The 18,217-nt window shown below is 68.2% G+C and carries 28 protein-coding genes; all 28 read right to left on the reverse strand.

Annotation, left to right across the window (positions count from 1 at the left end; genetic code table 11):
• Positions 1-50 precede the first annotated feature (50 nt).
• The 28 genes from map to rpsL all read right to left on the reverse strand — a co-directional run bounded on the left by map (position 51) and on the right by rpsL (position 17,610).
• Positions 51-896, reverse strand: coding sequence for a type I methionyl aminopeptidase (gene map, locus DLJ47_RS31920; RefSeq protein WP_109905661.1), 846 nt, complete (start codon positions 894-896; stop codon positions 51-53).
• Positions 897-979: 83 nt separating this feature from the next.
• Positions 980-1,633: an adenylate kinase gene (locus tag DLJ47_RS31925; protein WP_109905663.1), complete on the reverse strand. Its 654-nt coding sequence runs from the start codon at positions 1,631-1,633 to the stop codon at positions 980-982.
• Entirely contained in the window at positions 1,634-2,962 is a 1,329-nt protein-coding gene (gene secY, locus DLJ47_RS31930) for a preprotein translocase subunit SecY (protein ID WP_109905665.1), read from the reverse strand.
• A 235-nt stretch (positions 2,963-3,197) separates the two neighbouring features.
• Positions 3,198-3,641, reverse strand: coding sequence for a 50S ribosomal protein L15 (gene rplO / locus DLJ47_RS31935; protein WP_088991891.1), 444 nt, complete (start codon positions 3,639-3,641; stop codon positions 3,198-3,200).
• A complete protein-coding gene (gene rpmD / locus DLJ47_RS31940; RefSeq protein WP_074314584.1) occupies positions 3,641-3,823 on the reverse strand; it encodes a 50S ribosomal protein L30 in 183 nt (60 codons plus the stop codon). The genes rplO and rpmD overlap by 1 nt, the downstream gene beginning before the upstream one ends.
• Positions 3,823-4,437: a 30S ribosomal protein S5 gene (gene rpsE, locus DLJ47_RS31945; RefSeq protein ID WP_088997381.1), complete on the reverse strand. Its 615-nt coding sequence runs from the start codon at positions 4,435-4,437 to the stop codon at positions 3,823-3,825. The genes rpmD and rpsE overlap by 1 nt, the downstream gene beginning before the upstream one ends.
• Positions 4,438-4,470: 33 nt before the next feature.
• Positions 4,471-4,860: a 50S ribosomal protein L18 gene (gene rplR, locus DLJ47_RS31950; protein WP_073834923.1), complete on the reverse strand. Its 390-nt coding sequence runs from the start codon at positions 4,858-4,860 to the stop codon at positions 4,471-4,473.
• Positions 4,857-5,399 (reverse strand): 50S ribosomal protein L6, encoded by a 543-nt coding sequence (gene rplF, locus DLJ47_RS31955; protein ID WP_109905667.1) that lies wholly within the window; start codon positions 5,397-5,399, stop codon positions 4,857-4,859. Before rplF ends, rplR begins: the two co-directional genes overlap by 4 nt.
• A 16-nt stretch (positions 5,400-5,415) precedes the next feature.
• The gene (gene rpsH / locus DLJ47_RS31960) at positions 5,416-5,823 is read right to left on the reverse strand and encodes a 30S ribosomal protein S8 (RefSeq protein ID WP_018784557.1); all 408 of its coding nucleotides are present in this window, start codon (positions 5,821-5,823) and stop codon (positions 5,416-5,418) included.
• A gap of 96 nt (positions 5,824-5,919) precedes the next feature.
• A complete protein-coding gene (locus DLJ47_RS31965; protein WP_007073023.1) occupies positions 5,920-6,105 on the reverse strand; it encodes a type Z 30S ribosomal protein S14 in 186 nt (61 codons plus the stop codon).
• A gap of 1 nt (position 6,106) precedes the next feature.
• Positions 6,107-6,676: a 50S ribosomal protein L5 gene (gene rplE, locus DLJ47_RS31970; protein ID WP_088997379.1), complete on the reverse strand. Its 570-nt coding sequence runs from the start codon at positions 6,674-6,676 to the stop codon at positions 6,107-6,109.
• The gene (rplX, locus tag DLJ47_RS31975) at positions 6,676-6,996 is read right to left on the reverse strand and encodes a 50S ribosomal protein L24 (RefSeq protein ID WP_007465276.1); all 321 of its coding nucleotides are present in this window, start codon (positions 6,994-6,996) and stop codon (positions 6,676-6,678) included. The genes rplE and rplX overlap by 1 nt, the downstream gene beginning before the upstream one ends.
• Entirely contained in the window at positions 6,993-7,361 is a 369-nt protein-coding gene (gene rplN / locus DLJ47_RS31980) for a 50S ribosomal protein L14 (RefSeq protein ID WP_007073026.1), read from the reverse strand. Before rplN ends, rplX begins: the two co-directional genes overlap by 4 nt.
• Before the next feature lie 98 nt (positions 7,362-7,459).
• Positions 7,460-7,735, reverse strand: a complete 276-nt coding sequence (rpsQ, locus tag DLJ47_RS31985; protein WP_088991889.1) for a 30S ribosomal protein S17 — start codon at positions 7,733-7,735, stop codon at positions 7,460-7,462.
• Positions 7,732-7,968 carry a 50S ribosomal protein L29 gene (rpmC, locus tag DLJ47_RS31990; protein WP_109905669.1) on the reverse strand — a complete coding sequence of 79 codons (237 nt, stop codon included), beginning with the start codon at positions 7,966-7,968 and terminating at the stop codon, positions 7,732-7,734. Before rpmC ends, rpsQ begins: the two co-directional genes overlap by 4 nt.
• Entirely contained in the window at positions 7,968-8,393 is a 426-nt protein-coding gene (rplP, locus tag DLJ47_RS31995) for a 50S ribosomal protein L16 (protein WP_007465292.1), read from the reverse strand. The genes rpmC and rplP overlap by 1 nt, the downstream gene beginning before the upstream one ends.
• A 3-nt stretch (positions 8,394-8,396) precedes the next feature.
• A complete protein-coding gene (gene rpsC / locus DLJ47_RS32000) occupies positions 8,397-9,251 on the reverse strand; it encodes a 30S ribosomal protein S3 (RefSeq protein ID WP_088997378.1) in 855 nt (284 codons plus the stop codon).
• Positions 9,251-9,706 (reverse strand): 50S ribosomal protein L22, encoded by a 456-nt coding sequence (gene rplV / locus DLJ47_RS32005; RefSeq protein WP_088997377.1) that lies wholly within the window; start codon positions 9,704-9,706, stop codon positions 9,251-9,253. Before rplV ends, rpsC begins: the two co-directional genes overlap by 1 nt.
• A gap of 40 nt (positions 9,707-9,746) precedes the next feature.
• Positions 9,747-10,028: a 30S ribosomal protein S19 gene (gene rpsS, locus DLJ47_RS32010; protein ID WP_007073032.1), complete on the reverse strand. Its 282-nt coding sequence runs from the start codon at positions 10,026-10,028 to the stop codon at positions 9,747-9,749.
• A 12-nt stretch (positions 10,029-10,040) separates the two neighbouring features.
• Complete coding sequence (gene rplB / locus DLJ47_RS32015; protein WP_088997376.1) at positions 10,041-10,880, reverse strand: 50S ribosomal protein L2; 840 nt, start codon at positions 10,878-10,880, stop codon at positions 10,041-10,043.
• A gap of 12 nt (positions 10,881-10,892) precedes the next feature.
• Positions 10,893-11,195 (reverse strand): 50S ribosomal protein L23, encoded by a 303-nt coding sequence (gene rplW, locus DLJ47_RS32020; RefSeq protein WP_088997375.1) that lies wholly within the window; start codon positions 11,193-11,195, stop codon positions 10,893-10,895.
• Entirely contained in the window at positions 11,192-11,842 is a 651-nt protein-coding gene (rplD, locus tag DLJ47_RS32025; RefSeq protein WP_109905670.1) for a 50S ribosomal protein L4, read from the reverse strand. The genes rplW and rplD overlap by 4 nt, the downstream gene beginning before the upstream one ends.
• Positions 11,839-12,504 carry a 50S ribosomal protein L3 gene (gene rplC / locus DLJ47_RS32030; RefSeq protein WP_109905672.1) on the reverse strand — a complete coding sequence of 222 codons (666 nt, stop codon included), beginning with the start codon at positions 12,502-12,504 and terminating at the stop codon, positions 11,839-11,841. Before rplC ends, rplD begins: the two co-directional genes overlap by 4 nt.
• Before the next feature lie 11 nt (positions 12,505-12,515).
• On the reverse strand, positions 12,516-12,824 hold the full coding sequence (rpsJ, locus tag DLJ47_RS32035) for a 30S ribosomal protein S10 (RefSeq protein ID WP_007073037.1): 309 nt from the start codon (positions 12,822-12,824) through the stop codon (positions 12,516-12,518).
• A gap of 350 nt (positions 12,825-13,174) precedes the next feature.
• Positions 13,175-14,368 carry an elongation factor Tu gene (gene tuf, locus DLJ47_RS32040; RefSeq protein ID WP_088997372.1) on the reverse strand — a complete coding sequence of 398 codons (1,194 nt, stop codon included), beginning with the start codon at positions 14,366-14,368 and terminating at the stop codon, positions 13,175-13,177.
• A gap of 223 nt (positions 14,369-14,591) precedes the next feature.
• Positions 14,592-16,688, reverse strand: coding sequence for an elongation factor G (gene fusA / locus DLJ47_RS32045; RefSeq protein WP_109905674.1), 2,097 nt, complete (start codon positions 16,686-16,688; stop codon positions 14,592-14,594).
• 75 nt (positions 16,689-16,763) lie between these two features.
• Entirely contained in the window at positions 16,764-17,234 is a 471-nt protein-coding gene (gene rpsG, locus DLJ47_RS32050; RefSeq protein ID WP_046567226.1) for a 30S ribosomal protein S7, read from the reverse strand.
• Between the two features lies 1 nt (position 17,235).
• On the reverse strand, positions 17,236-17,610 hold the full coding sequence (gene rpsL / locus DLJ47_RS32055; RefSeq protein WP_014440718.1) for a 30S ribosomal protein S12: 375 nt from the start codon (positions 17,608-17,610) through the stop codon (positions 17,236-17,238).
• Between the last annotated feature and the right edge of the window lie 607 nt (positions 17,611-18,217).

An 18,217-nucleotide genomic window follows, 5' to 3' on the forward strand; every position in this document is an offset into this window, starting at 1 on the left:
GGGTGCGGCAGCCCGCTGGGACGGCCGCCTGACCGGTGGGCGGGGCTGGGTCAGGGGGTCGGGGCCGGTTGGCGGGCGGTGACCAGCTCGCCGAGGCGGGCGCGGCCGCCGTCCTCGGCGGTCAGCACCCAGACCCCGTCGGGCAGCAGCGCCATCGTGTGCTCGACGTGCGCCGCGATCGACCCGTCCCGGGTCACCACCGTCCAGCCGTCGGCCAGTTCGACGGTGCGCGGCGAACCCATCGTGATCATCGGCTCGATCGCCAGCGCCATGCCAGGCACCAGGCGCGGGCCCTTGCCCGGCCGGCCGTGGTTGAGCACGTGCGGGTCCTGGTGCATCTCGGTGCCGATGCCGTGCCCGCCGTAGCCGTCGACGATGCCGTACCGGCCGCCCCGGCGGACCGCGTCCTCCACCGCGTGCGAGATGTCGGTGAGTCGGCCCTTGCCGCTGGCCGCTCCCCGCGCCGCCGCGGCGATCCCGGCCCACATGGCGTCCTCGGCCACCGTTGCCATCTTCAGCAGGGCCGGGTCGACCTCGCCCACGCCGACCGTGATGGCGGCGTCGCCGTGCCAGCCGTTCAGCACCGCGCCGCAGTCGATCGAAATCAGGTCGCCCTCGCGGAGCACCTGCTCGGACGCCGGGATAGCGTGCACCACCTGCTCGTTGACCGAGGAGCAGATGGAGGCGGGGAAGCCGTGGTAGCCCTTGAACGAGGGGACGGCGCCGGCCTCGCGGATGGTCGACTCGGCGATGGCGTCCAGGTCGGCGGTGCTGACCCCGGGGGCGACCGCCTCACGCATCCGGCGCAGCGCCTCGGCGACCACCAGACCGGCGGCACGCATCTTCTCGATCTGGTCGGGGGTCTTCAGCTGGATGTCCAGCTGGGGACGACGCATGGAGCCGTTACCTTTCGTTGCCGAACAGCGGGGCACGCCGGGCGTACCCCGCTGTTCGCACTCTATCCGCCGTGGCCGGGACGTCAGCCGCCGTACGAGCGCAGGGCGTCGATGGCCCGGACGGTGACGTCCTCCACCGGCCCGGTGGCGTCGATGCCCACCAGCTTGCCCTGGGCGCCGTAGTAGTCGACCAGCGGTGCGGTCTTCTCCGCGTACTCCCGCAGCCGGGCCGCGATGGTCTCCGGCTTGTCGTCGTCGCGCTGGAACAGCTCGGCGCCGCAGCGGTCGCAGATGCCGTCCCGGGTGGTCGGGTCGAACTCGACGTGCCAGATCTTGCCGCAGCCCCGGCAGGTCCGCCGACCGGAGAGCCGGCGGATCACCTCGTCGTCGTCGACGACCAGTTCCAGCACCAGGTCGAGCGCGGTGCCCAGGTCGGCGAGGAGCTTGTCGAGCGCGGCGGCCTGCGGCGTCGTCCGGGGGAACCCGTCGAGCAGGAAGCCCTCGCTGGCGTCCGGCTCGGCGAGCCGGTCCCGGACCATGTTGATGGTCACCTCGTCCGGCACCAGCTTGCCGGCGTCCATGTAGCGCTTCGCCTCGACGCCGAGTGGGGTCCCCTGGGACACGTTGGCCCGGAAGATGTCCCCGGTCGAGATCTTCGGCACCGAGAGGTGCGCGGCGATGAACTCGGCCTGCGTGCCCTTGCCCGCACCCGGCGGGCCAACCAGAACGAGTCTCATCTACCGCAGGAACCCTTCGTAGTTCCGCTGCATCAGTTGGCTCTCGATCTGCTTCACGGTCTCCAGACCGACGCCGACCATGATGAGCACGGCCACGCCCCCGAACGGGAAGTTCATGTACTGCTGGCTGTCCAGCCAGATGAAGAAGAAGTTCGGGAGGACCGAGATGAGGGCCAGGTAGAACGCGCCCGGCAGGGTGATCCGGCTGAGGATGAAGTCGAGGTAGTCGGCGGTCGGCTTGCCGGGGCGGATGCCCGGCACGAAGCCGCCGTACTTCTTCATGTTGTCCGCGACCTCGGTCGGGTTGAACGTGATCGAGACGTAGAAGTACGTGAAGAAGATGATCAGCAGGAAGTAGACCGTGATGTAGATCGGGCTGGTCGGGTCGACCAGGTTGTTCTGGATCCACGCCTGGGTCTTGCCCGGGTTGGTCTGGTCGAAGAACTGGAGCGCCAGCTGCGGCAGGTAGAGCAGCGACGAACCGAAGATGACCGGGATGACACCCGCCTGGTTGACCTTCAGCGGGATGTAGGTCGAGGTGCCGCCGTACATCCGCCGGCCGATCATCCGCTTGGCGTACTGCACCGGGATCCGGCGCTGCGCCTGCTCGATGAAGGTGACCGCGGTGATGACCACCAGAACCAGGAGCAGCACCAGGCTGAACATCCCCCAGCCCTTGGTGATCTTGATGTTCCAACCCTCGCTGGGCAGCCGAGCTGCGATCGAGGTAAAGATCAGCACGGACATGCCGTTGCCGACGCCCCGGTCGGTGATCAGCTCACCGAGCCACATCACCACGCCGGTGCCGGCGGTCATCGTCATCACCAGGATGGACAGCGTCAGCCAGTCCGGGATGCCGGTGCCCTCGGGGATGATCGGGAACTGGTCGCACTGGTTGTTGAACAGCTGACCGGAGCGGGCCAGCGCCACGAACGCCGAGGCCTGCAGGACACCGAGGCCCAGGGTCAGGTAACGGGTGTACTGGGTGATCTTCGCCTGGCCGGCCTGGCCCTCCTTGCGGAGCTGCTCCAGGCGCGGAATCACGACGGTGAGCAGCTGCAGGATGATCGACGCGGTGATGTAGGGCATGATGCCCAGCGCGAAGACCGAGAGCTGCAGCAGCGCGCCGCCGGAGAAGAGGTTGAGCAGGCTCAGCACGCCCGTGCTGTCGCCCTGGATGGTGTCGAGGCACTTCTGCACGTTGCCGTAGGACACGCCCGGGCTGGGCAGCGTGGCGCCGAGCCGGTAGATCGCGATGATGCCTACTGTGAACAGCAGCTTCTTGCGCAGGTCAGGCGTACGGAACGCACTGAGAAAGGCGGACAGCAACTTCTTCCTCCTGCGCGAGGCGGGCCGCCGGTGATCCCTGGCGGGTCGGGGTGGGTGCCGGGCGAGTGCCCGATATCCATAGCTGGGAAGGGACTCTAACAGCCCGATCCCGGTCCGGGCAGATGTGCCCGGCTACATAAACCGAGTTTGATGTTACCCGGCGCACACGGCCCAGGTAGACCGTGGCGCCCGCCAGTTGCGGGCAACTGGACGGGCGCCACGGGTCATGCAGTCCTTACAGCTCGGTGACCGAGCCGCCGGCAGCGGTGATCTTCTCCTTGGCCGACGCACTGAACGCGTGCGCCGACACCTGGAGAGCCACGCCACCGAGGTCGCCCGTGCCGAGCACCTTGACCGGCTGGCCCTTGCGGACCGCGCCGGCCTCGACCAGCTCCAGCGGGCCGACCTGGCCACCGTTCGGGAACAGCTCGGCGAGCCGGTCCAGGTTGACCACCTGGAAGACCACCTTGAACTTGTTCTTGAAGCCCTTCATCTTCGGCAGGCGCATGTGGATGGGCATCTGCCCACCCTCGAACGCCGCCGAGATGTTCTTGCGGGCCTTCGAACCCTTGGTACCGCGACCGGCGGTCTTGCCCTTGGAGCCCTCACCGCGACCCACGCGGGTCTTCGCGGTCTTGGCCCCCGGCGCCGGGCGCAGGTGGTGGACCTTGATCGTCATTACTCGACCTCCTCGACCTTCACGAGGTGGTTCACAGTGAAGATCATGCCGCGGATCTCGGGCCGGTCCTCCTTGACCACCACGTCGTTGATCCGCTTGAGACCGAGCGAACGCAGCGAGTCACGCTGGTTCTGCTTGGTCCCGATCCCGGACCGGACCTGGGTGACCTTGAGACGTGCCATCAGGAAGCCACCCCCGCCCGCGACGCCAGCATGGCGGCCGGCGCGACGTCCTCCACCGGCAGGCCACGACGCTGCGCGACCGCCTCGGGGGACTCCAGCCCCTTCAGCGCCGCCACGGTGGCGTGCACGATGTTGATCGGGTTGGACGACCCGAGGCTCTTGGAGAGCACGTCGTGGATGCCCGCGCACTCCAGCACGGCACGCACCGGACCACCGGCGATGACACCGGTACCGGCGGAGGCCGGCTTGAGCAGCACGACGCCGGCGGCGTCCTCGCCCTGGACCGGGTGCGGGATCGACTGACCGATCCGCGGCACCTTGAAGAAGTGCTTCTTGGCCTCCTCGACACCCTTGGCGATCGCCGCGGGCACCTCCTTGGCCTTTCCGTAGCCCACGCCGACCGTGCCGTCGCCGTCGCCCACGATCACCAGGGCGGTGAAGCTGAAGCGACGACCACCCTTCACGACCTTGGCGACGCGGTTGATCGCGACGACCCGCTCGAGGTGCGGGGTCTTCTCGACGGGCGCGTTTCCGCGGCCGCCCTCACGGCGGTTGTCGCGGCGACCACCCTCGTTGCCACCGGACCCGCCGCCACGGCGCTGTTGACCTGGCATCAGCAGCCTTCCTTCTCTCTCGTGACGGGGTTGTTAGAACTCGAGCCCGGCTTCGCGGGCGGCATCGGCCAGCGCGGCGACCCGCCCCGCGTACCGGTTGCCACCGCGGTCGAAGACGACCTTGGAGATACCGGCGGCCTTGGCCCGCTCGGCGAGCAGGGCGCCGACCTTGCCGGCCAGGGCGCTCTTGTCGCCCTCCGCACCGCGCAGCGACGCGTCCAGGGTCGAGGCCGACGCCAGGGTGTGACCCTTGGTGTCGTCGACGATCTGGGCCACGATGTGCCGCAGCGAGCGGGTGACCACGAGGCGGGGACGCTCGGCGGTGCCGCTGATGTTCTTGCGGACCCGGAAGTGCCGACGCGCACGCCCGACGGCGCGCTTGGCGGCAACGCCGCGGCGGCGCTTGAGCAGCGTGGCGCTCACTTCTTACCTGCCTTTCCAGCCTTGCGGCGGATGACCTCGCCCTGGTACTTGACACCCTTGCCCTTGTAGGGCTCCGGCGGACGGATCTTCCGGATGTTGGCGGCGACCTCGCCGACCAGCTGCTTGTCGATGCCGGCCACGTGGAACAGCGTCGGCTTCTCCACCGTGAAGGTGATGCCGTCCGGCGCGGGCACGGTGACCGGGTGCGAGAACCCGAGCGCGAACTCGAGGTCCTTGCCCTTGGCCGTGACCCGGTAACCGGTGCCGGCGATCTCCAGGCTCTTACGGTAACCCTCGGTGACGCCGACGATCATGTTGGCGACCAGGGTCCGGCTCAGGCCGTGCAGTTCCTTGGCCTTGCGCTCGTCGTTCGGGCGGTTGACGTTCAGCTGCCCGTCCTCGGCCCGCTCGATGGTGATCGGCTCGGCCAGGGTGTGCGACAGCTCGCCCTTCGGGCCCTTGACCTTGACGGTCTGGCCGTCGATGGTGATGTCGACGCCGGCTGGTACCGGGATCGACTTACGTCCAATACGCGACATTTCTACCTGTCTCCCGTTACCAGACGAAGGCGAGGACTTCCCCGCCAACGCTCCGCTTGCGGGCCTGCCGGTCGGTGAGCAGCCCCTGGGACGTCGAAATGATCGCCACGCCCAGCCCGCCGAGCACCCGCGGGAGCCCGTCCGACTTGGCGTACACCCGGAGACCGGGCTTGGACACGCGCTTGATGCCGGCCAGGCTCCGCTCCCGGTTCTGGCCGTACTTCAGCTCGACGACCAGTCGCTTGCCGACGGCGCCCTCCTCGGGCTCCTCGACCGACCAGGTGGCGATGTAGCCCTCGGACTTCAGGACCTCGGCGATGTTCGCCTTGATCTTCGAGTACGGCATCGTCACCCGGTCGTGGTACGCCTGGTTGGCGTTACGCAGACGCGTGAGCATGTCTGCGATCGGGTCGGTCATCGTCATGAAATTCGTCAACCTTTCTCGCCGGGGTTCCCCGGGCACGGCCCGGGGCCTACGGCGAAGAGACAGTTCAGCTGACGCGCGAAGCGCGCCGGGCTATTACCAGGAAGCCTTGGACACGCCGGGCAGCTCACCGCGGTGGGCCATCTCCCGGATGCACACCCGGCAGAGACCGAACTTGCGGTAGACCGCCTTCGGACGCCCGCACCGCTGGCAGCGGGTGTACGCGCGAACCGAGAACTTCGGCTTCGCGGCCGCCTTGAGGATCAGCGCCTTCTTGGCCATCTCAGTTCTCCTTGAACGGGAAGCCCAGGAGCTTGAGCAGCGCCCGGCCCTCGTCGTCGGTCGTGGCGGTGGTGACCACCGTGATGTCCATGCCCCGCTGCCGATCGATCTTGTCCTGGTCGATCTCGTGGAACACCGACTGCTCGGTCAGACCGAACGTGTAGTTGCCGTGCCCGTCGAGCTTGCGCCCGTCCAGACCGCGGAAGTCACGGATACGCGGCAGCGCGATGGACAGCAGCCGGTCCAGGAACTCCCACATCCGGTCGCCGCGCAGGGTCACCTTCGCGCCGATCGGCATGCCCTCACGCAGCTTGAACTGCGCGATGGACTTGGTCGCCCGCCGCACCTGCGGCTTCTGACCGGTGATCGTGGCCAGGTCGCGGACGGCGCCGTCGATCAGCTTGGCGTCCCGGGCAGCCTCGCCGACACCCATGTTGACGACGATCTTGACCAGCCGCGGCACCTGCATCGGGTTGCCGTAGTTGTACTGCTCCCGCAGCTGGGCCACGATCTCGTTGCGGTACCGCTCCTTGAGACGCGGCATGGTCTTGGTTTCGGTAGCCGTGCTCATCACAGGTCCTTACCGGTGCTACGCGCGATGCGGACCTTCTGGCCGTTGTCGTCGATCCGGTAGCCGACGCGGGTCGGCTTCCCGTCGGAGTCCAGGACCTGCACGTTCGAGACGTGGATCGGGGCCTCCTGGGTGACGATGCCACCGGTCTTGGCGCCACGCTGGGTGGTGCTGATGCGGGTGTGCTTCTTGACCCGGTTCACGCCCTCGACCAGGACCTTGTCCTGCCGCGGGTAGGCCGCGATGACCTTGCCCTTGGCACCCTTGTCCTTGCCGGCGATGACGACGACCGTGTCGCCCTTCTTGACCTTCACGGTCACAACACCTCCGGCGCGAGAGAAATGATCTTCATGAACCGCTTGTCCCGCAGCTCCCGGCCCACCGGGCCGAAGATACGGGTGCCGCGCGGGTCCCCGCCGTCCTTGATGATGACGGCGGCGTTCTCGTCGAAGCGGATGTACGAGCCGTCCGGGCGCCGCTTCTCCTTGGCGGTGCGAACGACGACCGCCTTGACGACGTCGCCCTTCTTCACACCGGCACCCGGGATCGCGTCCTTGACGGTGGCCACGATGACGTCGCCGATGCTCGCGTAGCGCCGACCGGAGCCACCGAGAACCCGGATGCACAGGATCTCCCGGGCACCCGTGTTGTCGGCGACGCGCAGTCGCGACTCCTGCTGAATCACGTCTATCTCCTATGTCTGCCGGTTCTCCGGCCGCACCGCGGCGGCCGGAGCCTGGCGGAACCTGCGCCCGACCGAGACCGGCCGAGCTCGAGCCTTCGCTACTTGGCCTTCTCGAGGATCTCCACGAGCCGCCACCGCTTGGTCGCGGAGAGCGGCCGGGTCTCCATGATCAGGACCCGGTCGCCGATGCCGGCCGAGTTCTGCTCGTCGTGCACCTTCAGCTTGCTGGTCCGGCGCATGATCTTGCCGTACAGCGCGTGCTTGACCCGGTCCTCGACCTCGACCACGACGGTCTTTTCCATCTTGTCGCTGACCACGAGGCCCTCACGCACCTTGCGGCGGGCCCGCGCGGTGGCGGTGGTGTTCTCGCTCATGATGCAGTCACCTCAGTCGGCGCGGCCGAGAGCCCCAGCTCGCGCTCACGCATGATCGTGTAGATCCGGGCGATCTCCCGACGGATGACCTGCAGCCGCCGGTTGTTGTCCAGCTGCCCGGTTGCGGCCTGCACGCGGAGGTTGAACAGCTCCGCCTTGGCCTCGCGCAGCCGCGTGACCAGCTCCTCCTCGGAGAGCTCACGCAGCTCGGAGGCCTTAACGCCCGCTGCCATCAGGATTCACCCACTTCGCGCGTCACAATGCGGCACTTCATCGGGAGCTTGTGGATCGCGCGACGCATCGCCTCTCGCGCGATCTGCTCGTTGGGGAAGGACATCTCGAAGAGCACCCGCCCCGGCTTCACGTTGGCGACCCACCACTCGGGCGAACCCTTACCGGAACCCATCCGGGTTTCCGCCGGCTTCTTGGTGAGGGCCTGGTCCGGGAAGATGGTGATCCAGACCTTGCCACCACGCTTGATGTGGCGGGTCATCGCGATACGCGCCGACTCGATCTGGCGGTTCGTCACGTACGCCGGCTCGAGAGCCTGGATCCCGAACTCGCCGAACACCACCCGGTTACCGCCCTTGGACGCGCCGCTGCGGTCCGGGTGGTGCGGCTTGCGGAAGCCCTTCGGGGGCTTGCGCGGCATCAGCATCTGTCAGCCCTCCTGCTGCGTTTCTGCCGCGGCGGCGACGGCGGCGGGGTCCACCGCGTCACCACTCGGCGTCTCGGCCTGCTGCGCGAGCGTGGTCGCGGCGGCCCGGCCGGCCTCGGTGCCGCCGGCGGTCGTGCCGGACGAGCCGGACCGACCACGGCGCGGCCGCTCGGGGCGGTCGCCGCGCTCACGGCGCGGGCGCGACGGAGCCTCGGCCGGGGTCTCCCGACCCGGCACCGCGTCGCCCTTGTAGATCCAGACCTTCACGCCGATCCGGCCGAAGGTGGTACGGGCCTCGAAGAAGCCGTACTCGATGTTGGCCCGCAGCGTGTGCAGCGGGACCCGGCCCTCGCGGTAGAACTCGGTCCGGCTCATCTCGGCGCCGCCGAGACGGCCCGAGACCTGCACCCGGATGCCCTTGCAGACCGGGTTCTTCATCGCCGACTGCATGGCCTTGCGCATCGCCCGACGGAAGCTGACCCGGCTGGACAGCTGCTCGGCCACGCCCTGCGCGACCAGCTGGGCGTCCGACTCGGGGCTCTTCACCTCGATGATGTTGAGCTGCACCTGCTTGCCGGTCAGCTTCTCCAGCTCGCCACGGATCCGGTCGGCCTCCGCACCCTTACGGCCGATGACGATGCCCGGCCGGGCGGTGTGGATGTCGACCCGGACCCGGTCCCGGGTGCGCTCGATGTCGACCTTGGAAATGCCGGCGCGCTCCAGGCCCTTGGACATCATCCGGCGGATCTTGACGTCCTCGCCGATGTAGTCCTTGTAGAGCTTGTCCGCGAACCAGCGGGACTTCCAGTCGGTCGAGATACCGAGCCGGAACCCGTGCGGGTGAACCTTCTGACCCATTACTCCGCGCCCTCCGTGTTGCTCTGCGTCTCGGCCGGCGCGGCCTGCTTCGCCGGGGCCGTCTTCTTCGCGGCCTTACGCGGGGCGGCCGGCGCGACGGCCTCGACCGCCACCGTGATGTGGCAGGTGCGCTTCCGGATCCGGTACGCCCGGCCCTGCGCCCGCGGCTGGAACCGCTTCATGGTCGGGCCCTCGTCCACGTACGCCTCGCTGACGAGCAGCGCGTCGGGGTCCAGCCGCTCGTTGTTCTCCGCGTTGGCGATCGCGCTCGCGAGCACCTTGTACACCTGCTCGCTCGCGGCCTGCGGCGCGAACTGCAGCACCGTGAGCGCCTCCTTCGCGGGCAAACCGCGGACGAGGTTGACCACCCGGCGCGCCTTCATCGGCGAGATGCGCACGTGCCGCGCAACCGCCCGCGCGCCCGGAAGCACCGGAGCGTCGCCCTTTCCTGGCATCGCTGTAACCCCTTGTTCCTCTATCCGTATGCCCGCGGCGTCAGCGCCGACGGCTCTTCCGGTCGTCCTTCTCGTGACCCTTGAACGTGCGGGTCAGCGCGAACTCGCCGAGCTTGTGCCCGACCATCGCCTCGGTCACGAACACCGGGACGTGCTTGCGTCCGTCGTGCACCGCGATCGTGTGACCCAGCATCTCCGGGATGATCGTCGAGCGCCGCGACCAGGTCTTGATGACGTTCTTCGAGCCCTTGTCGTTCTGCGTCTCCACCTTCTTGAGCAGGTGGTCGTCGACGAACGGGCCCTTCTTCAGGCTGCGAGGCATGTCTTATCTCCCTCAGCCGCGCTTACGCGTGGCGTAGCGGCGGCGGACGATCAGCCGGTCACTCGGCTGGCCCTTACGACGGGTGCGGCCCTCGGGCTTACCCTGCGGGTTGACCGGGTGGCGACCACCGGAGGTCTTACCCTCACCACCACCGTGCGGGTGGTCGACCGGGTTCATCGCGACACCACGGACGGTCGGGCGCTTGCCCTTCCACCGCATCCGGCCGGCCTTACCCCAGTTGATGTTCGACTGGTCGGCGTTGCCGATCTCGCCGACGCTCGCGCGGCAGCGGACGTCGACCCGCCGGATCTCACCGGACGGCATGCGCAGGGTCGCGTACGCGCCCTCGCGGCCGAGCAGCTGGATGCCGACGCCGGCCGAGCGGGCCAGCTTGGCGCCACCACCGGGACGGAGCTCCACGTTGTGGATCGTGGTACCGACCGGGATGTTGCGCAGCGGCAGGTTGTTGCCCGGCTTGATGTCCGCGCCCGGACCCGACTCGACGGTGTCGCCCTGCTTCAGGTCCTTCGGCGCGATGATGTACCGCTTCTCGCCGTCGGCGTAGTGCAGCAGCGCGATCCGCGCGGTGCGGTTCGGGTCGTACTCGATGTGCGCGACCTTCGCCGGCACGCCGTCCTTGTCGACCCGCTTGAAGTCGATCAGACGGTACTGGCGCTTGTGGCCGCCGCCGTGGTGCCGGGTGGTGATCCGGCCGTGGGCGTTGCGACCGCCCTTCTTGGGCAGCGGAGCCAGCAGCGACTTCTCGGGCGTCGACCGGGTGATCTCGGCGAAGTCGGCGACGCTCGAGCCACGCCGGCCCGGCGTCGTCGGCTTGTACTTACGGATAGCCATTGTCTACACCCCTCAGCTGACCGGGCCGCCGAAGGCCTCGATACGGTCACCGTCAGCCAGCTTCACCATCGCCCGCTTGGTGGCCTTGCGCTGGCCGAACCCGGTGCGGGTCCGCTTGCGCTTGCCCTCGCGGTTGAGCGTGTTGACCGTCAGGACACGGACGTTGAAGATCTGCTGGATAGCGATCTTGATCTCCGTCTTGTTCGCGTCCGGGTGCACCAGGAAGGTGTACCAGTTGCGGTTCAGCTCGCTGTAGCTCTTCTCCGAGACGACCGGCGCCACGATGATGTCGCGCGGGTCGGCGATCGTGCTCACTTGCCACCCTCCTCGGTGGTCTCGGCGGGAACACCGAGGAACTCGTCCAGGGCGTCCTTGGTGAAGACCACGTCGTCGGCCACCAGCACGTCGTACGTGTTGAGCTGGCCGGCCTCGATCAGGTGCACCCGCGGCTCGTTGCGCAGCGACACCCAGTTCAGCTCGTCGGTGCTGCTCAGCACGACCAGCACCCGGCGGGCGTCGGTCAGCTTGGCCAGCGTGGCCAGGGCCGCCTTGGTCGACGGCTTCTCGCCCGAGACGAACGCCTCGACGACGTGTACCTGCCCGGCGCGGGCCCGGTCCGAGAGGGCGCCGCGCAGCGCGGCGGCCTTCATCTTCTTCGGGGTCCGCTGGCTGTAGTCGCGCGGCACGGGACCGTGCACCACGCCACCGCCGGCGAACTGCGGCGCGCGGATCGAGCCCTGCCGGGCGCGACCGGTGCCCTTCTGCTTGTACGGCTTCTTGCCGCCGCCGGCGACCTCGCCGCGGGTCTTGGTCTTGTGCGTGCCCTGCCGGGCCGCCGCGAGCTGAGCCACCACGACCTGGTGCATCAGCGCGACGTTGGCCTGAGCGTCGAAGATGTCGGCGGGCAGCTCGACCGAGCCGCTCTTGGTGCCTTCGACGGTGAGGACGTCAACGGTGGTCACTTGGCCACACCGCCCTTCTTCGCCTTGGCCTTGGCCGCGCTGCGGACCAGGACCAGCGCGCCCTTGGGGCCGGGGATGGCGCCACGGACGAGCAGGAGGTTGTTCTCGGTGTCGACCGCCTGGACGGTCAGGTTCTGGACGGTGTAGCGCACGCCACCCATCCGGCCGGCCATCCGGGTGCCCTTGAAGACGCGACCCGGGGTGGCGCAGGCGCCGATGGAGCCGGGCGAGCGGTGCTTGCGCTCGACACCGTGGCTGGCGCGCAGACCGTGGAAGCCGTGCCGCTTCATCGGACCGGCGTAGCCCTTGCCCTTGGTCTTGCCGGTCACGTCGACCGACATGCCGGCCGGGAACTGCTCGACCGTGACCTCCTGGCCCAGCGAGTAGTCGGCGGCGTCGCTGGTGCGCAGCTCGACGATGTGCCGGCGCGGCGCCACGTCCGCCTTCGCGTAGTGCCCGCTGATCGGCTTCTTGACCTTGCGCGGGTCGATCGTGCCGTACGCCAGCTGGACCGCGGAGTAACCGTCCTTGTCGGCGTCACGAACCTGGCTGATGACGCACGGGCCGGCCTGAACCACGGTCACCGGGACAACACGGTTGTTGTCCCAGACCTGGGTCATGCCGAGCTTCGCGCCCAGGATCCCCTTAACTTGCCTGTCCATTTGTCCGGTCCCTACAGCTTGATCTCGATGTCGACGCCAGCCGGCAGGTCGAGGCGCATGAGCGAGTCGACCGTCTTCGGGGTCGGGTCGATGATGTCGATCAGCCGCTTGTGCGTGCGCATCTCGAAGTGCTCGCGCGAGTCCTTGTACTTGTGCGGCGAGCGGATAACGCAGAAACGGTTGATCTCCGTGGGCAGCGGCACCGGGCCTGCGACCTGCGCCCCGGTGCGCGTCACCGTCTCGACGATCTTCCGAGCCGAGGAGTCGACGACCTCGTGGTCATAGGCCTTGAGCCGGATGCGGATCTTCTGTCCCGCCATGGTGGCTTCTGTTCCTTCTCTCGATGCCGCTGTGTTGCGGGCGCCTGTACCGGCTGGCACAGGCCCACTTCGCCGACCCCCGCGGTCGGGCGTGTCGCGCCCTCGGGCCAGGCTCCGCCCCGGGACTCCGGAGCGATTCTGACCGCGCGGTGGGTCAAGGCGCCGATCGCACTACCGCGACCTGAACGCCGCGCGAGGGTGGTTGGCGGACTGGCCGCCAACCACCCTACGCTCGACTGTCCTACCGCCCGGAGGTTCGGCGAAAGCCGAACGCGAGCGACGAACTGTCGTTACGCAACCTGACTAGTATGCCGCACGACCGGCGGCGGGTCTAATCGGGGTTACCCAGCTCACTTGATGATCTTGGTGACGAACCCGGCGCCGACGGTGCGGCCACCCTCGCGGATCGCGAACTTGAGGTTCTCCTCCATGGCGATGGGCTGGATCAGCTTCACCGTCATGGTGGTGTTGTCACCCGGCATGACCATCTCGGTGCCCTCGGGGAGCGTGACGACACCGGTGACGTCCGTGGTCCGGAAGTAGAACTGCGGACGGTAGTTCTGGAAGAACGGGGTGTGCCGGCCGCCCTCCTCCTTGGAGAGGATGTAGACCGTCGCCTCGAACTCCGTGTGCGGGGTCGTGGTGCCCGGCTTGATGACGACCATGCCGCGCTCGACGTCCTCGCGCTTGATGCCACGCAGCAGCAGACCGACGTTCTCACCCGCGCGGGCCTCGTCGAGCAGCTTGCGGAACATCTCGATGCCGGTGCAGGTGGTCTTGATCGACTTCTCGCGGATGCCGACGATCTCCACCTCCTCGTTCGGCTTGAGCACGCCGCGCTCCGCGCGACCGGTGACGACGGTGCCACGACCGGTGATCGTGAAGACGTCCTCGATCGGCATCAGGAACGGCTTGTCGGTCTCGCGCTCCGGCTGCGGGATCGCGGTGTCGACAGCGGTCATCAGGTCCATCAGCTTGCCGGTCCACTCGGGGTCACCCTCGAGGGCCTTCAGCGCCGAGACCCGCACGACCGGCAGGTCGTCACCCGGGTACTCCTGCGACGAGAGCAGCTCGCGGACCTCGAGCTCGACGAGCTCCAGGAGCTCCTCGTCGTCGACCATGTCGCTCTTGTTGAGCGCCACGACGATGTACGGCACGCCGACCTGGCGGGCCAGCAGCACGTGCTCGCGGGTCTGCGGCATCGGGCCGTCGGTCGCCGCGACCACCAGGATCGCGCCGTCCATCTGCGCGGCACCGGTGATCATGTTCTTGATGTAGTCGGCGTGACCGGGGCAGTCGACGTGCGCGTAGTGCCGCGCCTCGGTCTGGTACTCGACGTGCGCGATCGAGATCGTGATGCCGCGGGCCTTCTCCTCGGGCGCCTTGTCGATCTCGTCGAACGGCGTGTACGGGTTCAGGTCCGGGTACTGGTCGTGCAGGACCTTGGTGATGGCCGCCGTCAGCGTCGTCTTACCGTGGTCGATGTGACCAATGGTGCCGATGTTGACGTGCGGCTTAGTCCGCTCGAACTTCGCCTTCGCCACTGGTGTCCTCCTGTGGACTTTCTTGGTTCGTTCGCCCCGGTGCGCCGGTCGGCGCTTAGGACTCTGTCGACAGCCTTTCCGACCTGACGGCCGGAGAGCCTTTGTGGGTTCTGCGGCGATGAAGCCTACAGGCCCGGATTCACACATTCCGACCGAGGTGGCCGCGGGCGGGAGAACCCTCCCGCGACCCAGACCCGGCTCATCGGATCAGCTCAGGCGAGCGTCACTCACCAGTCGCCTTGGCGATGATCTCCTTGGCCACCGAGGCCGGAACCTCGGCGTAGGAGTCGAACTGCATGCTGTAGCTAGCCCGGCCCTGGGTCTTCGACCGCAGGTCGCCGACGTAGCCGAACATCTCCGACAACGGCACCAGGGCGCGGACGACGCGGGCACCGCCGCGCTCCTCCATCGCCTGGATGATGCCACGGCGGGAGTTGAGGTCGCCGATGACGTCACCCATGTTCTCCTCCGGAGTGGTGACCTCAACGGCCATCATCGGCTCGAGCAGCGCCGGGTCGGCCTTGCGGGCCGCCTCCTTCAGCGCCATCGAACCGGCGATCTTGAACGCCATCTCGGACGAGTCGACCTCGTGGTACTGGCCGTCCACCAGGGTCAGCTTGACACCCACCAGCGGGAAGCCGGCGAGGATGCCGTACTGCATGGCGTCCTGGGCGCCGGCGTCCACCGACGGGATGAACTCCCGGGGGATCCGGCCACCGGTGACGGCGTTGGCGAACTCGTAGGTCGGCGAGTCGTTGTCCAGCGGCAGCGGCTCCAGGCTGATGATCACCCGGGCGTACTGGCCGGAACCACCGGTCTGCTTCTTGTGGGTGTACTCGACCTTCTCCACCGTGCGGCGGATGGTCTCGCGGTACGCCACCTGCGGCTTACCGATGTTGGCCTCGACGTTGAACTCGCGGCGCATCCGGTCGACCAGGATGTCCAGGTGCAGCTCGCCCATGCCGGAGATGACCGTCTGGCCGGTCTCCTCGTCCAGCTTGACGCGGAAGGTCGGGTCCTCCTCGGCCAGCCGCTGGATGGCGGTGCTGAGCTTCTCCTGGTCAGCCTTGGTCTTCGGCTCGATGGCGACCTCGATGACCGGCTCCGGGAAGGTCATCGACTCCAGGATGACCGGGTTCGCCGGGTCGCACAGGGTGTCGCCGGTGGTGGTCTGCTTGAGACCCTGCACCGCGATGATGTCGCCAGCCTTGGCGGAGCTGCGCTCCTCCCGCTTGTTGGCGTGCATCTGGTAGATCTTGCCGATCCGCTCCTTGCGGTCCTTGGTGGAGTTGACCACCTGGGACCCGGACTCGACCACGCCGGAGTAGACCCGGACGTAGGTGAGCTTGCCGAGGTGCTTGTCGGTCTGGATCTTGAAGGCCAGGCCCGAGAACGGCTCCGAGGTCGACGGCTTCCGCTGCATCGGGGTCTCGCCGTCGGTGGCGGTGCCCTCGATCGCCGGGATGTCCAGCGGCGACGGCAGGTAGGCGACGACCGCGTCGAGCATGGGCTGGATGCCCTTGTTCTTGAACGCGGTGCCGCACAGCACCGGGTTGGCCTTGCCGGCGATGGTGGCGCGGCGGATACCGGCCTGGATGTCCTCGACGGAGATCTCCTCGCCCTCGAGGTACTTCTCCATCACCGAGTCGTCGACGTCGGCCAGCGTCTCCAGGAGCTTCTCGCGCCACTCGGCGGCAATGTCCGCCAGCTCGGCCGGGATCTCCTCGACCGCGTAGTCCTCACCCTTCTGGGTCTCCCCGCGCCAGGTGAGGGCACGCATGCCAACCAGGTCCACGACACCGACGAAGTCGGACTCGGCGCCGATCGGCACCTGCAGCACCAGCGGAGTCGCGTTGAGCCGGTCGATCATCATCTGCACGCAGCGGAAGAAGTCCGCGCCGGTCCGGTCGAGCTTGTTGACGAAGCACATCCGGGGCACGTTGTACTTGTCCGCCTGCCGCCAGACGTTCTCCGTCTGGGGCTCCACGCCGGCAACACCGTCGTAGACGGCGACCGCACCGTCCAGGACCCGCAGCGACCGCTCGACCTCGACCGTGAAGTCGACGTGGCCGGGCGTGTCGATGATCTGGATCGTGTGGCCCTTCCACTCGCACTTGGTGGCGGCGGAAGTGATGGTGATACCGCGCTCCTGCTCCTGCTCCATCCAGTCCATGACGGCAGCGCCCTCGTGGACCTCACCGATCTTGTAGGTGATACCGGTGTAGAACAGGATCCGCTCGGTGGTAGTGGTCTTACCGGCATCGATGTGCGCCATGATGCCGATGTTGCGTACGTTGGCGAGCGCGTCTGCGGCGGCCACTTCAATCCCTACTTATCGTCGTCTCGACACAACTGGTGGCGATTCCGGCGCCTCGTGAGCGCCGGAACCAGGGTGTTACCAGCGGTAGTGCGCGAAGGCCTTGTTGGACTCGGCCATCTTGTGCGTGTCCTCGCGCCGCTTGACGGCGGCACCGAGGCCGTTGCTCGCGTCCAGCAGCTCGTTCATCAGCCGCTCGACCATGGTCTTCTCGCGCCGGGCGCGGGAGTAGGTGACCAGCCAGCGCAGGCCCAGGGTGGTCGCCCGGGCCGGGCGGACCTCGACCGGCACCTGGTAGGTGGCGCCACCGACCCGGCGGCTGCGCACCTCGAGGGTCGGCTTGACGTTGTCCATCGCCCGCTTCAGGGTGACGACCGGGTCGGTGCCGGACTTCTCCCGGCAGCCCTCGAGGGCCGCGTACACGATGCGCTCGGCGAGCTGGCGCTTGCCGCGCAGCAGGATCTTGTTGACCAACTGGGTGACCAGCGGCGAGTTGTACACCGGGTCAGCGACCAGCGGCCGCCGCGGAGCGGGTCCCTTACGCGGCATGTCAGCTCTTCTCCTTCTTCGCGCCGTAACGGCTGCGCGCCTGCTTGCGGTTGCGGACACCCTGGGTGTCCAGCGAGCCGCGGACGATCTTGTACCGCACGCCGGGGAGGTCCTTCACCCGGCCGCCGCGGACGAGCACGATGGAGTGCTCCTGCAGGTTGTGGCCGACACCCGGGATGTAGGCGGTCACCTCGATCTGGCTGCTGAGCTTGACACGAGCGACCTTGCGCAGCGCCGAGTTCGGCTTCTTCGGGGTGGTGGTGTACACGCGGGTGCACACGCCGCGCCGCTGAGGGGAACCCTTCAGCGCCGGGGTCTTGGTCTTGCTCGTCTTCGCCTGGCGGCCCTTTCGGACCAGCTGCTGGATCGTGGGCACCGGGTTTCTCCGCTCCCTTCGGCCGCAGGTGGTGCGGCCGCGCCGTCTGCCGTAGCCGATCTGGTGATCGACCCTCTTACATTCCGACCAGGCCCCCTCACGGAGTCCCGGCACCCGCGGTCGGGCGTGTCGCCCAGATCACGGTCCCGGTGCGGACGCTCGCGCACGTACCGGGGTCTGTCGCCGGCGCACGACTCTCCGCGCGCCGGGTCTTCTGGCTCTGTCGTGCCTGTCGGCCGCTGCCCGGCTCACCGGAACCAGCGCACGCACGAGTTGCCCGGGCTGGCCCGGGCACAAGGGGAAAGAGTACCTACCACAGCCGTGCAGGTCAAAACGGAGTGGCTCGCCCGGACGTGTGACCGCCCGTTGATCGCTCCATCGCACCCGACCGCCCGTGATGGGCACCTACAGGCACAAGTGTACCGGCTTCTCGGCGGCGCGGCCCGTCGGCCCCGGCCGACCGGTCCCACCTGCTGGACACCGGCCCGGGCAGCCGGCCACCCGGCCGCTCAGCTGAGCGAGAGCAGCACCGCCAGCGCCAACCCGAGCAGGCTGAGCCCCAGCCCCGCCCCGCCGCAGCTGATCCCCGCCACAGCCAGGCCCCGAC

It is taken from the genome of Micromonospora sp. S4605 (genome assembly GCF_003176715.1).
GTDB lineage: Bacteria > Actinomycetota > Actinomycetes > Mycobacteriales > Micromonosporaceae > Micromonospora > Micromonospora echinaurantiaca.

Coding starts and splice junctions, on each gene's coding strand:
- map (WP_109905661.1), bottom strand. CDS start 896: ATGCGTCGTCCCCAGCTGGACATCCAGCTGAAGACCCCCGACCAGATC.
- DLJ47_RS31925 (WP_109905663.1), bottom strand. CDS start 1,633: ATGAGACTCGTTCTGGTTGGCCCGCCGGGTGCGGGCAAGGGCACGCAG.
- rplO (WP_088991891.1), bottom strand. CDS start 3,641: ATGACGATCAAGGTCCACCACCTGCGCCCGGCGCCGGGGGCCAAGACC.
- rpmD (WP_074314584.1), bottom strand. CDS start 3,823: ATGGCACGTCTCAAGGTCACCCAGGTCCGGTCCGGGATCGGGACCAAG.
- rpsE (WP_088997381.1), bottom strand. CDS start 4,437: ATGCCAGGTCAACAGCGCCGTGGCGGCGGGTCCGGTGGCAACGAGGGT.
- rplF (WP_109905667.1), bottom strand. CDS start 5,399: ATGTCGCGTATTGGACGTAAGTCGATCCCGGTACCAGCCGGCGTCGAC.
- rpsH (WP_018784557.1), bottom strand. CDS start 5,823: ATGACGATGACCGACCCGATCGCAGACATGCTCACGCGTCTGCGTAAC.
- DLJ47_RS31965 (WP_007073023.1), bottom strand. CDS start 6,105: ATGGCCAAGAAGGCGCTGATCCTCAAGGCGGCCGCGAAGCCGAAGTTC.
- rplE (WP_088997379.1), bottom strand. CDS start 6,676: ATGAGCACGGCTACCGAAACCAAGACCATGCCGCGTCTCAAGGAGCGG.
- rpsQ (WP_088991889.1), bottom strand. CDS start 7,735: ATGAGCGAGAACACCACCGCCACCGCGCGGGCCCGCCGCAAGGTGCGT.
- rpmC (WP_109905669.1), bottom strand. CDS start 7,968: ATGGCAGCGGGCGTTAAGGCCTCCGAGCTGCGTGAGCTCTCCGAGGAG.
- rplP (WP_007465292.1), bottom strand. CDS start 8,393: ATGCTGATGCCGCGCAAGCCCCCGAAGGGCTTCCGCAAGCCGCACCAC.
- rpsC (WP_088997378.1), bottom strand. CDS start 9,251: ATGGGTCAGAAGGTTCACCCGCACGGGTTCCGGCTCGGTATCTCGACC.
- rplV (WP_088997377.1), bottom strand. CDS start 9,706: ATGCCAGGAAAGGGCGACGCTCCGGTGCTTCCGGGCGCGCGGGCGGTT.
- rpsS (WP_007073032.1), bottom strand. CDS start 10,028: ATGCCTCGCAGCCTGAAGAAGGGCCCGTTCGTCGACGACCACCTGCTC.
- rplB (WP_088997376.1), bottom strand. CDS start 10,880: ATGGCTATCCGTAAGTACAAGCCGACGACGCCGGGCCGGCGTGGCTCG.
- rplC (WP_109905672.1), bottom strand. CDS start 12,504: ATGGACAGGCAAGTTAAGGGGATCCTGGGCGCGAAGCTCGGCATGACC.
- rpsJ (WP_007073037.1), bottom strand. CDS start 12,824: ATGGCGGGACAGAAGATCCGCATCCGGCTCAAGGCCTATGACCACGAG.
- rpsG (WP_046567226.1), bottom strand. CDS start 17,234: ATGCCGCGTAAGGGACCCGCTCCGCGGCGGCCGCTGGTCGCTGACCCG.